Raw genomic sequence first — 12,190 nt, 5'->3', positions numbered from 1 at the left:
TCAGTTTTTATTTATTCAAACCACTATGTATTTTATCTAAATTCCACTCCATCATGGATAAGTACGTATCTCCATCCTTACCGGGCTTTGCCAATGAATCAGTAAATACAGTTTCGTATATAGGCAGTTGAGTTTCCCTCGAAACAGATTCCATACTTCTTGGATCCACACTTTGTTCGACAAATAGAGATGTAATCTGTGTTTGTTTTATTTTATCAATAATTTTTGTCATCTGCTCTGGCGTCCCTTGATCTTCTGTATTAATTTCCCAGATATAAGCAGCTGGCACATCATAAGCTTTTGAGAAATATTTAAAAGCACCTTCACTAGTTACTAATAATTTCTTATTATCTGGTATATCAGCAAATAGTTTCACGCTCTTATCATGAAGCTCACTTAATTTATCAGTATACTCTCTTGCGTTTTTTTCATAATCGTTTTGATTTTCTGGATCCTTTTCAATTAATACATCGCGTATATTATTTACGTATTCTATACCATTTTCTAAATTTAACCAAGCATGCGGATCTTGTTGACTCTCTTGCCCTTTACTTGTTAAGAACAATGGGTCAACATTTTTACTAACAACAAAATAATCAGTATTCTCTTTTTTCTTTGATGTCTCCATCAGTTTCTTAAACCAGCCATTACCGCCTGTTTCCAAGTTTAACCCATTATAAAAGATAATATCTGCATCTGTTGTCTTAGAAATATCCTCTGGTAAAGGCTCATATTCATGAGGGTCCGTCCCTCGTGGCACAATACTATGAACCGAAATATGCTCTTTTCCGACTTCCTCAGCCATATTTCCGATAATTGAATTAGTTGCAACAACGTTTATTTTCATGCTATCATTTTTAGAATTTGAATTTTTAGATGGTTTACCGCATGCACCAACAATAACTAACATGCTCGCTAGCAGTAATAATCCTAATATTTTTTTAAACTTCATCATCAATAACAACCTCTTTTCTTTTGAAAATTATTCCTTGTTTTGGTGAAAAAATAAAAGCGACTATAAAAAAGAATGCTGTTGTTAAAACAATGGTTGCTCCAGATGCTAAATTATATGAATAACTGAAAAACAAACCAATTACAGCACTGATAACACCAATAAAGCTGGCAATTCCTATCATAATTTTAAGATTATCCGTCAACAAGAACGCTGTTGCTGCCGGTGTGATCAACATTGCAACTACTAATACTGTACCAACTGTTTGCAAAGAAGTTACCGCGACTAATGTTAAAAAGAACATTAAACTATAATGAATGACTTGAACTTTCAATCCATATGCCTGTGCCATTACTGGGTCAAACGAACTGACTAGTAATTCTTTATAAAACAACAAGATAAACAGCAATACGGCAATCGCAACTGCCAGAGTCGTATACATATCACTTGGTCTGACTGCTAAGACATTACCAAATAAAATATGGTATAAATCAGTAGAACTTTGAGCAAACGTGATTAGAATTATTCCTAATGCAAAAAATGAACTAAAAACTATTCCAATAGCAGTATCATTTTTTAATTTACTTTTTTGTGTAACAAAACCAATTAATCCTGCTGCTAGCAGGCCAAAGATTGATGCTCCTATAATAAAATTTGCACCTACTATATAGGACACAGCAACTCCTGGTAAGACTGCATGTGAAATAGCATCCCCCATTAATGACATACCCCTAAGAATAATAAAGCTACCAATGACACCCGAAACGGCACCTACCATCATTGATGTTATCAAAGCATTTTGTAAAAAATCATATTGTTGCAAACCACTAATAAAATGTCCAATCATGACTCAGATACCCCCTTAATGATTATATCTCCCATCGATTCACCATAAGCCTGACGAATAATCGATGTTGTAAATGTTTCCTCCACAGATCCAGAAGCAATCAAGTGACAATTTAGTATGATCAAATTATCAAAATATTCTTTAGTCCTATGAAGATCGTGATGAACAATGACAATCGTTTTACCTTCATCTCGTAATTCTTTTAATAAAGCCACGATTAGCTTCTCACTTATCATATCAATTCCTACAAAAGGCTCATCTAAAAAAATAATATCAGCTTTTTGTGCTAACGCCCTAGCGATGAACACACGCTGCAATTGACCTCCAGATAGATTACCAATTTGGCGATTAGAAAAATCTGTCATTTTCACCTTTTCCAACGCTTCATGCGCAATTTTTTTTTCGAATTTCCCAGGTCGTTTAAATAGACCTAAATTAGGATACGTTCCTAAAAGGACCGTATCTAATACCTTAATAGGAAAAGATAAATCTATAGCACTCCGCTGTTCGACGTATGCAATTTTTTTCTGAACTGTTTTTATCGACTGATCATCAATCATTACCGTCCCTGTTTCTCGTTTTACCAATCCCATAATCCCTTTGAGTAACGTTGATTTACCTGCCCCATTAGGTCCGATAATTCCTGTAATTTTTCCATGTTTGATTGTTGTAGTAACCTCTTTAATTGCCTGCTTATCTTGATATGAAACTGTTAAATTATTTATATTAATCATCATTTTTTACCTTTCTTATTATAATATTTTGTTTTATTAAATAATATTTTTAGGTTTACCTAAAACAATGTAAATTCATTATAACAAATGAGAATGATTTTCACAATAAAAAAAAGCAATTTCCATAATTGGAAATTGCTTTTTTTAATTTATATTAACCTTTAATCAACAAATTCAAAAACAAACTCTTTTATTCTAACTAAATCGCCATCTTTCGCACCCATCGTACGTAGAGTTTCATCAACACCCATACCTCGAAGTTGACGAGCAAATTTCATTGTACTTTCTTCACGATCAAAATTTGTCATAACAAATAATTTTTCAAGTTTATCACCGGAAAGTACCCATGTCGCATCATCATCACGAGACACTGAGAATGGTGGTTCATCATCCTGGAATCCATAATGAACTACTTCCTCTTCCTCTTCTTCCACATAAATAGGAAATTCTGGTGTTTCTTCTAATAAATCAGCGGTTGCACTTAATAACGGATCAATTCCGCGATTTGAAATCCCTGAAATAGGGAAAATTGGAATGCTATCCGCAAATTCATCTTCTTTTAAAGACTCAATTTTTCCTTTAAAGATTTTTAGGTTTTCTTCAGAATCTGGCATATCCATCTTGTTAGCCACGATAATCTGTGGCCGTTCCATCAAACGTAAATCATAAGATTCAAGCTCTTTGTTGATCAAAAGATAATCTTCAAAAGGATCCCGACCTTCCATACTACTCATATCTATTACATGGAGAATGACACGGGTTCTTTCAATGTGACGTAAAAATTGTGTACCTAGTCCGACTCCTTGAGAAGCACCCTCAATTAATCCAGGAAGATCAGCCATAACAAAGCTTCGACCATCATTAGTTGTTACCATTCCCAAATTCGGTACGAGTGTCGTGAAATGATATGCACCAATTTTTGGACGAGCTTTAGAAACAATTGATAATAACGTTGATTTCCCGACAGACGGAAAACCTACTAAACCAACATCTGCTAAAACTTTTAATTCCAAGTCTAAAGTTCGTTCTTGACCGGGTTCGCCATTTTCAGCTATTTCCGGTGCAGGATTACGCGGTGTTGCAAATCTACAATTTCCACGACCGCCACGACCGCCTTGCGCCACCTTTAAAGTCTGCCCATTGATAATCAAATCACCTAAAATTTGACCAGTTTCATGGTCTTTTACTGTTGTACCTGGTGGAACTTTAACAAATGTATCTTCCGATCCGCGACCATGCATTCCCTTACTCATACCATTTTCACCTGGTGTTGCTTTAAAACGTCGATTATATCGAAAATCCATTAGCGTACGCAAGCCTTCATCAACTATTAGAATTATGCTGCCACCGTTTCCGCCATCACCGCCAGCAGGACCGCCGTCTGGAACATATTTCTCTCTTCTGAATGCAACCATTCCATCGCCACCTTTACCAGCCTGAACGTCGATGGTTACTTGATCTAAAAACATGGACATATGATGTCCTCCTTATAAAAAGTTTCTTTTCAACTCATTGTAGCCGTTACTTCCACTTTTGTCTATCAATGATACGTCTATACTGATTAGATAACGCAAAAATGAAGAATTTTTAATCTTTTCTTGAATTATATCACTTCGTATTGGTTTTCTGTTCGATATTTGTTAGTATTGAACAGGAAGATACCATAGAAAAGAGGAAATCACTATATGAAAAAACGGAAATTATTTATTGCTTTAACAACAGCTGCCTCAGCCATGTTGCTGCTAAGCGCTTGCGGATCAACAAATACTGATGACAGCAAGAAGAATAACAGTAAGCAAACAGCAACCAGCAGTTCAAAAAAAAATGCAGAAAAAAAAGTTGATTTAGATTCTCTAGAATTACCTCAACTAAGTAAAGAAGTTGCTACCGATGAGGATTTAATCGAAATGGAAACAACTGATGGCAATATCAAAATTAAATTATTTCCTAAAATTGCTCCAAAAGCCGTTGAAAACTTTGTGACGCATTCTAAAGAAGGTTATTATAATGATGTATCATTTCACCGTGTCATCAAGGATTTCATGATCCAAAGTGGTGATCCTAAAGGCGATGGTACGGGTGGAGAAAGTATTTGGAAAGAAGAATTTGCTCCTGATATATCTAATCAGTTATATCACATAAACGGCGCTCTAGCAGTTGCTCGTACAAACGGTGATGTTAGTGAAAAAACACAAGGTAGCCAATTTTATATTGTGTCAAATCATGATGATCAATCGGATGGTCTTTTGTCTTCAAAATATCCAAAGAAAATTATTGAAACCTACAAACAAGGTGGAACGCCGGCTCTTGATGAACAGTACACTGTATTCGGACAAGTCATCGAAGGACAAGATGTTGTTGATAAAATTGCCGCAACCGAGACTGGTGAAAATGATAAACCTAAAAAAGATATTAAAATCAAAACAATTAAAGTATTGCAAGAAGCCAAATAAGAATAAGTCCATAAAACTGCTTAGTCTTATGGACTTATTCTTTTATTCAACGATTAGCTTCATTATCCAACCTTCTGGGCCTTCTATGTCACCAAATTGAATACCCGTCAACTCATCATACAGTCTCTTAGTAACAGGCCCGACCTCTGTTTCAGAATAAAATACTTGAAACTTATCTTTTAATTGAATCCCTCCAATAGGCGAGATAACAGCCGCCGTTCCACAAGCACCAGCCTCAGTAAATTTATCTAAATCTTTTAGATAAACGTCGCCTTCTATCGCTTCCATACCTAACCGATCTTTTGCCAATTCTAACAATGAATATTTTGTAATACTTGGTAGAATTGACGGTGATTTGGGAGTGATAAACTTATTATCCTTAGTGATTCCAAAGAAATTAGCTGCACCAACTTCTTCAATTTTAGTATGTGTTGCTGGATCTAAATAAATACAATCTGAAAATTTACGAGACTTTGCCTCTTTTCCAGGAAGCAAACTTGCTGCATAATTGCCTCCAACTTTAACCGCTCCCGTTCCCTCCGGAGCTGCGCGATCATAATCTGACACAATAAAATTAGTAGGCTTTAAGCCACCTTTAAAATAGGCGCCAACTGGCATACAAAATACCGTGAAAATATATTCAGGAGCCGGGTTAACACCAATCGAGTCACCAACACCAATTAACAATGGTCTAATATATAACGTCGCTCCTGTCCCGTATGGAGGAACATATGCTTCATTACAATCAACGACTTGCTTAACTGCATCAATGAACATCTCTTCTGGTATCAGAGGCATCATCAAACGTTGGGCACTTGTTTGAAATCGTTTGGCATTATCACCGATACGAAACAAGTTAATGGTATTATCTTTGCAGCGATATGCTTTTAATCCTTCAAAACATTGTTGACCATAATGCAGTGCAGGTGAGCCTTCGCTGATATGAAGAGTATTGTCCTCTGTCATCTCACTATCTAACCATTCCCCGTCTTTCCAACGTGCAATATATCGATATGGTGTTTTAATATATGAAAAACCTAAATTTTTCCAATCTATATTTACCATAAAATTCTCCATCCCTTCATTAATCCTCTTAGTTTGTTTATTTTAACACATTCATCATAAATTTCCATTATTATTTTAATTGTTTTTTAATCATTTGTTCATTTAAAATGAAAAGACTATAAATTTTGTTTAAATCAACTTAAACCATATGTTGATTTCATTATTAGTTGCGTATGATAGTGTGGAAAACTGAATAAAAAACATCATTGGAGGATAATTATGAAAAAGCAATTATTTTTATCTATTTGGGGAGATGTTGTTGGTCTCAAAGATTTAATTCTGTCTATAAGTGTAAGCATTCTTTTTACAATGGGCGGTTATTCCATCGCACCGCACGATAATCAGACTCTGCAGCTTTTTTTCGGACTTGGAGGCTCCGTAATCGGTTTTATTATTAATACGATTATGATTAAACCAAAACGGAAAATCACTGTCACTAATCGAGCAGGAGGGTCAATTGATGGATAGTCACCTGCTGCTTCAGATGATAATTGCTAGTTTATCTGCAACTGTTTTATATTCATTAATCGGCTTTATTCCAGGAACCGATGAAACCAGTGTGCTAATGCCGGTATCTCTAGCCCTTATTTTGGGAGGAATTCAGCCGATTGTTGTCTTATCATTTTTTGTTTCTGCTTTTGTGACATTAGGCTTGATGAATTTAATGCCGGCTTTAATCGCTAATCTGCCAGGAGGTGTATTATCAACGCCTATGATTGAAGCGTCTCTTATTGTCAAAAAACATGGCAGAACATCGATCATGCTTAAAAAAGCTGCTGTTGGCAGTCTAATCGGTGTTGTCATTGCTCTTGTTAGCAGCCTACTCATTGCTAAATTAATTTCACCTTTTACCGACCATATTAGTCAGTATGCCAGTTGGATATTTATTGCCGGCGCGATTTTCCTTTCTTTAATCAGCCAAGCTAAGCTGCTGTCGCTCATCAGCATCATTCCATTTGCTATTCTCTTTCAAGGTCTCCGTGCCTTATACTGGCAAACCGGAGCTGTTCCAGCTGATAAGACAGTTACGACATCATTTTTTCTAGGAATTACTGTAGCTCCGCTTTTACTATCGCTTTTCTCATTGTTAAACACAAAGGAAAGAAAAAAGATGGAGACACAAACATTTAATACGATGAACATACCACTTGATCAAAAGAATAATTGGTCATTGAACAATCCATTTAAAGCACTTACAAAAAAAGAATTTGCCAGTACAAGCTTATCTGCCTTCTTAGCTAACTTCTTATTTGTATTAAGCCCTGTGGGTCTCATTGTTTTATTCGGAGAAACAATGTCAAAAAAAGAAACTGACGAATTGAAACAAGCTGAATTAAAAATTACTGTTATGAGTTCTTTAGCACAAGCAACATATTTATCAGGTATCATGATCTCAATCATCGCATTAGGTGTGCCGATTGCTCCTTCAGCAATTGGACCTGGCGCAGCTTTTTTCGAATCGCCACCTGTCTTTAGTATCGGTAGTACGATTACTGACATGTATTCAGCACCTATGCTAATGACAGCCTTCGTTATTGGTAGTTTATTGGCTATTGGATTAGTTTATTTATTAGCAACGACATTTGCCGAACGGCTAACACTCTTTGTCTTAACAAAAATACCACATGAGGCTATGTTAGCATTATTCATTTCTTTAGTTATTTTATTAAGCTATATAGATGCTGGGTTAATTAACGTATTTGGTATTTTATTAATAGGGGTCATTTGTGGTACACTTAATCGGTTGGGTGTCGGCTACGGCGTACAGTTTATGTCTCTTTATGCTGCACCGTTTATCATGACTTTATTAACCAAGTAACGAAAAAGGGGTTTACAAACTATGGAAAAAAACCATCGAGGAATTGGTGAAGCTAACGGTAAAATTATTTTGTTAGGGGAACATTCAGTTGTATATAATAAACCGTCCATAGCCATTCCATTTCCAGCAGCAAAAATACATGTAACCGTGATTTATCAAAAAGAACCTACTACTATTCATTGTGACTTCTATCATGGTTTACTTGATGACATGCCAGAATTATTAGAAAGTCTTAAAGCAACTGTTAAAACATGCTTGAGTCGCCTTAATAAAACTGATAACCAGCTATCAATTACTATCGACAGTCACATACCGGCTGAACGCGGTATGGGGTCAAGTGCTGCGGTTGCGGTTGCAACAACTCGAGCTCTCTATCACTTCTATCAAACTGACTTGACTCAGGAAAACTTACTAGAAATTGTTGATATTTCAGAGAAAATCGCCCACGGCAACCCAAGTGGTTTAGATGCCTTAATGACTAGCAGTTCGATACCTTATTATTTTATTAAAGGGCAACCATTTGAACCGATTAATTTAAATCTAGATGCATTCCTTATTGTGGCTGATACAGGTATCACTGGTCAAACACGTGAAGCTGTAGCAAGTATTGCTGAGAAGCTTAATTCATCTAATCAGGCGCTGTACCAACAGAAAATCGATGAGCTTGGTCATCTTGCTGAGCAAGGACGAACAGCACTAGAAACTAATAAAGCATCTTTACTAGGCAAGTTGATGACATCAGTTCATTCACTTTTAAGAGAATTAGACGTCTCAAATAATCAATTAGATCATCTTGTGGCAACAGCTCTTAAACATCAGGCACTCGGTGCTAAATTAACTGGTGGCGGTCGTGGCGGTTGTATGATAGCATTAGCAAGGACTAAATATCAGGCTGAAACCATTGCTCAAGCACTTCATCAAGAAGGAGCAAAAAAAACCTGGTTGTACCAAATGAATGGAGATACAAATGAATAATATTGGAATCGTACGCGCTCATACTAATATTGCGCTAATTAAATATTGGGGAAAACGAAACAATAAGCTCTTTCTGCCCATGAACAGCAGCCTTTCATTAACATTAGACGCTTTTTACACAGATACGAAAGTTACTTTAAGTGATACATATGATAAAGATAGTTTCTATTTAGACAATGTTAAACAAGATGCGAATGAAACAGAAAAGATTACGAATTTTTTAAATTTATTCCGAGAAGCAGCAAATATCAAGACAAAAGCTAAAATTGAGAGTTATAATCATGTACCGACAGCTGCAGGATTAGCCTCATCAGCTTCAGCTTTTGCTGCACTAGCTGGTGCAATGAATATTGCAGCTGGTTTAAACTTAGATAAGCAGACACTTTCAACCTTTGCAAGAAGGGGTAGCGGCAGTGCAACACGCAGTATCTACGGAGGTCTTGTTGAATGGACAATGGGATACAATGATGTATCTGATTCAAGCTTTGCTATTCCAGTAGACAATGCAGATTGGAATATAGGCATGCTCGTTATCGCCATCAATAAACAACAGAAAAAATTATCTAGTCGAATCGGCATGCAGCAAACAGTTGATACATCTCCTTTTTATCCTGCTTGGGTCAAATGTGCTAAGAATGATCTTACAGCTATCAAGAAAGCAATTGCCGATAAAGATTTTATTGCAATGGGCGAAATTACTGAAGCCAATGGGATGAAGATGCACGGAACAATGCTCGGCGCTGTTCCTCCCATTTCTTATTGGGAACCCGACAGTGTTAAGGCTATTCAAAAAGTTAAAGACATTCGTGACATGGGCATTCCATGCTATGTTACAATGGACGCTGGGCCAAACGTCAAAGTATTGTGCCGTCAGACATATATTGAAAAAATAAGAGATTTATTATTAACCGAATTTAAACCTGAACAATTGATTAGCTCAAGAGTCGGGTCAGGAATTATTGAATTAAGTGAAGCCGAGTGGCCGAATTAAAGGAGGAAATCAAATTGATACAAGCGAGTGCTCCTGGGAAACTCTATATTGCAGGTGAATATGCTGTCTTAGAGCCTGGACATCCTGCATTGATTGTGGCATTGGATCAATTTATCACAGTAACATTAAAAGAAGCAAAAAAACAAGGCAGTATTTGTTCTAGTTATTCAAATGGTATCTCCATACCTTGGACAAGAAAAAATGGTAAGTTCTTTATTGATGAACGTGAAAACCCATTTACTTATATTACTAAATCTGTAACTATCGTTGAACAATATCTCCAAGAATTAGATTATGATTTAAAATATTTTGATTTAATTATCGAAAGTGAACTCGATAATAAAGACGGTCGGAAATACGGATTAGGTTCAAGCGGTGCCGTCACAATTGCGACGATAAAAGCTATTTTAAGTTTTTATGAAATTAACTATACTGCGGAATTACTTTATAAATTAGCAGCAATTACACATCTTTCATTGAATAGTAACGGGTCATTTGGTGATTTAGCTGCAAGTTCTTATGAAGGTTGGGTGGCATATTCTTGTTTTAATCGTGAATGGGCATTGAATTACATGACTCATCCTGATTTTTCCATTTCTGCTATGCTGCAAGAAAAGTGGCCGCAGCTGATGATTCAACAATTATCAGCACCAACTGATTTACGGCTGTTAATCGGATGGACAGGTTCCCCCGCTTCTACCACTTTTCTAGTTGATCAAATCAATGATGAACAAAGTGAAATGAATGGCTTTTATCGTCAATTTTTAACAGACAGCCGTGAGTGTGTAAATGCATTAATTACTGCTTTTAAGGACAACAATATTAAAAAGATTCAAGATTGCATTCGTATAAATCGTCGCTTACTTCAATCTTTAGCTGCGTCAAGCGGTGTCGACATCGAAACCGAAACGCTCACAAATTTATGCAGTAGTGCTGAAAAAGTGAATGGTGCTGCTAAATCTTCTGGTGCTGGCGGGGGGGACTGCGGAATTGTTTTGTTTAATCAACAAGATGAGATATTGCCAATGATAGCCGAGTGGCGAAATAACGATATTATCAATTTACCGCTGCAAGTATATCGGAATGAAAATAATAATCACCCACCGATTATTTGGGAGGATGAATCAAAATGACACAATGGAATCGTAAAGACCAACATGTTCACCTTGCTGAAATGCAGCGTACTGATTTAGGCCATGCCGATTTTAATGACATTCGTTTCGTCCATCATTCTTTCTCGAATATGGCTGTTGCTGATGTGGACTTAACAACGAAGTTAGGTCCTTTTCATTTGTCATCGCCTTTTTTCATTAATGCTATGACTGGCGGAAGCCCTAAAACAAAACAAATTAATCAGAACTTAGCTATTTTAGCAAGAGATGCTGATTTAGCAATGGCAGTCGGTTCAGTCAGTGCTGCTATTGCTGATTCAACACTTGAAGACAGTTTTAAAATTGTTCGTCAGACAAATCCTAACGGGCTAATATTTGCAAATCTAGGAGCACATCATTCCGTAGAAAATGCGAAAAGAGTTGTTACTCTGTTAGAGGCTGATGCGCTACAAATTCATCTGAATATTCCTCAAGAAATTGTTATGCCGGAAGGAGATCGGGATTTTAGCGGCTGGTTAAAAAATGTTGAAAAAATAACTAAAGAGCTTTCTGTACCCGTAATTGTTAAGGAAGTAGGTTTTGGAATGTCACAAAAAACCATTCAGCAATTACTAAATGTCGGAGTGACAATCATCGATGTCAGCGGTCGCGGTGGTACTAATTTTATTCAAATCGAAAATGAACGTCGCAAAGCCCAAGAGTATAACTATCTCTACGAGTGGGGACAATCAACAGTAGAATCTTTATTAGAAGCCTCGTCTTTTGCCCACCAAGCAGATTTCATTGCTTCAGGTGGTATCAAGAATCCCTTGCATATGGTTAAAGCCATTCGTTTAGGTGCTTCAGCTATTGGAATTTCAGGAGAGTTTTTACATATGGTATTAACAAATTCGAATGATTTATCATTGGCTAAAATTAATAGTTGGAATCAAGAGTTAAAGGGATTGCTAACCTTATTAGAAGTTTCGCGATTAAGCGATATTCGAAAAGCTGAAATTATTTTGTCACCAAATTTGCTAAGTTGGTGCCAACAACGAAATATTCCAATTTCTCTTATTTAAAAAAATTATCAAATCAATGACATAAAAACCCAATAAAATCAGTTATTAAACTGTGGAACTGACCCCAAAAGATGAGACAAATATAAAAACACCCCTGTTGAATTCATGTAAAATGAATTTAACGGAGGTGTGTTTTTTATGGTTAAAAGGATTGCTTATCCAGTAGAAGTAAAAGAAGAAG

General features: G+C 36.3%; 12 protein-coding genes. 7 read left to right on the top strand and 5 right to left on the bottom strand.

Going from position 1 to position 12,190, the window contains the following annotated elements; genetic code table 11:
- Positions 1–7: 7 nt before the first annotated feature.
- The 4 genes from efaA to obgE form a co-directional block, all read right to left on the bottom strand.
- Positions 8–952: an Mn/Fe ABC transporter substrate-binding lipoprotein EfaA gene (gene efaA / locus CBF37_RS06565; RefSeq protein ID WP_125984056.1), complete on the bottom strand. Its 945-nt coding sequence runs from the start codon at positions 950–952 to the stop codon at positions 8–10.
- Positions 942–1,799, bottom strand: a complete 858-nt coding sequence (locus tag CBF37_RS06560; protein WP_125983931.1) for a metal ABC transporter permease — start codon at positions 1,797–1,799, stop codon at positions 942–944. Before CBF37_RS06560 ends, efaA begins: the two co-directional genes overlap by 11 nt.
- Positions 1,796–2,536, bottom strand: coding sequence for a metal ABC transporter ATP-binding protein (locus CBF37_RS06555; protein WP_125983929.1), 741 nt, complete (start codon positions 2,534–2,536; stop codon positions 1,796–1,798). The genes CBF37_RS06560 and CBF37_RS06555 overlap by 4 nt, the downstream gene beginning before the upstream one ends.
- A 158-nt stretch (positions 2,537–2,694) precedes the next feature.
- Entirely contained in the window at positions 2,695–4,008 is a 1,314-nt protein-coding gene (obgE, locus tag CBF37_RS06550) for a GTPase ObgE (protein ID WP_125983928.1), read from the bottom strand.
- 210 nt (positions 4,009–4,218) lie between these two features.
- Between obgE and CBF37_RS06545 the strand changes: the two genes are divergently transcribed.
- Positions 4,219–4,986 carry a peptidylprolyl isomerase gene (locus tag CBF37_RS06545; RefSeq protein ID WP_125983926.1) on the top strand — a complete coding sequence of 256 codons (768 nt, stop codon included), beginning with the start codon at positions 4,219–4,221 and terminating at the stop codon, positions 4,984–4,986.
- Positions 4,987–5,028: 42 nt separating this feature from the next.
- Here the strand turns inward: CBF37_RS06545 and CBF37_RS06540 are convergent, their stop codons facing one another.
- Positions 5,029–6,051 (bottom strand): branched-chain amino acid aminotransferase, encoded by a 1,023-nt coding sequence (locus CBF37_RS06540; protein WP_125983925.1) that lies wholly within the window; start codon positions 6,049–6,051, stop codon positions 5,029–5,031.
- A gap of 219 nt (positions 6,052–6,270) precedes the next feature.
- Between CBF37_RS06540 and CBF37_RS06535 the strand changes: the two genes are divergently transcribed.
- The 6 genes from CBF37_RS06535 to fni are packed head-to-tail and all read left to right on the top strand — an operon-like array spanning position 6,271 to position 12,009.
- A complete protein-coding gene (locus CBF37_RS06535) occupies positions 6,271–6,519 on the top strand; it encodes a hypothetical protein (protein WP_125983924.1) in 249 nt (82 codons plus the stop codon).
- Positions 6,512–7,870 (top strand): tripartite tricarboxylate transporter permease, encoded by a 1,359-nt coding sequence (locus CBF37_RS06530; RefSeq protein ID WP_125983923.1) that lies wholly within the window; start codon positions 6,512–6,514, stop codon positions 7,868–7,870. The genes CBF37_RS06535 and CBF37_RS06530 overlap by 8 nt, the downstream gene beginning before the upstream one ends.
- A gap of 21 nt (positions 7,871–7,891) precedes the next feature.
- Positions 7,892–8,845, top strand: coding sequence for a mevalonate kinase (gene mvk / locus CBF37_RS06525; RefSeq protein ID WP_125983922.1), 954 nt, complete (start codon positions 7,892–7,894; stop codon positions 8,843–8,845).
- A complete protein-coding gene (gene mvaD / locus CBF37_RS06520) occupies positions 8,838–9,836 on the top strand; it encodes a diphosphomevalonate decarboxylase (RefSeq protein ID WP_125983921.1) in 999 nt (332 codons plus the stop codon). Before mvk ends, mvaD begins: the two co-directional genes overlap by 8 nt.
- A 14-nt stretch (positions 9,837–9,850) precedes the next feature.
- Positions 9,851–10,969 (top strand): phosphomevalonate kinase, encoded by a 1,119-nt coding sequence (locus tag CBF37_RS06515; RefSeq protein WP_125983920.1) that lies wholly within the window; start codon positions 9,851–9,853, stop codon positions 10,967–10,969.
- Positions 10,966–12,009: a type 2 isopentenyl-diphosphate Delta-isomerase gene (gene fni / locus CBF37_RS06510; protein ID WP_125983919.1), complete on the top strand. Its 1,044-nt coding sequence runs from the start codon at positions 10,966–10,968 to the stop codon at positions 12,007–12,009. Before CBF37_RS06515 ends, fni begins: the two co-directional genes overlap by 4 nt.
- The last annotated feature ends 181 nt before the right edge of the window (positions 12,010–12,190 follow it).

Origin of the sequence: Vagococcus vulneris (assembly GCF_003950515.1) — a bacterium.
Lineage (GTDB): Bacteria > Bacillota > Bacilli > Lactobacillales > Vagococcaceae > Vagococcus > Vagococcus vulneris.
Note: the sequence above shows the minus strand (reverse complement) of the source record. Positions and strands in the feature narration are given on the sequence as shown.

Coding starts and splice junctions, on each gene's coding strand:
- efaA (WP_125984056.1), bottom strand. CDS start 952: ATGAAGTTTAAAAAAATATTAGGATTATTACTGCTAGCGAGCATGTTA.
- CBF37_RS06560 (WP_125983931.1), bottom strand. CDS start 1,799: ATGATTGGACATTTTATTAGTGGTTTGCAACAATATGATTTTTTACAA.
- CBF37_RS06555 (WP_125983929.1), bottom strand. CDS start 2,536: ATGATGATTAATATAAATAATTTAACAGTTTCATATCAAGATAAGCAG.
- obgE (WP_125983928.1), bottom strand. CDS start 4,008: ATGTCCATGTTTTTAGATCAAGTAACCATCGACGTTCAGGCTGGTAAA.
- CBF37_RS06545 (WP_125983926.1), top strand. CDS start 4,219: ATGAAAAAACGGAAATTATTTATTGCTTTAACAACAGCTGCCTCAGCC.
- CBF37_RS06540 (WP_125983925.1), bottom strand. CDS start 6,051: ATGGTAAATATAGATTGGAAAAATTTAGGTTTTTCATATATTAAAACA.
- CBF37_RS06535 (WP_125983924.1), top strand. CDS start 6,271: ATGAAAAAGCAATTATTTTTATCTATTTGGGGAGATGTTGTTGGTCTC.
- CBF37_RS06530 (WP_125983923.1), top strand. CDS start 6,512: ATGGATAGTCACCTGCTGCTTCAGATGATAATTGCTAGTTTATCTGCA.
- mvk (WP_125983922.1), top strand. CDS start 7,892: ATGGAAAAAAACCATCGAGGAATTGGTGAAGCTAACGGTAAAATTATT.
- mvaD (WP_125983921.1), top strand. CDS start 8,838: ATGAATAATATTGGAATCGTACGCGCTCATACTAATATTGCGCTAATT.
- fni (WP_125983919.1), top strand. CDS start 10,966: ATGACACAATGGAATCGTAAAGACCAACATGTTCACCTTGCTGAAATG.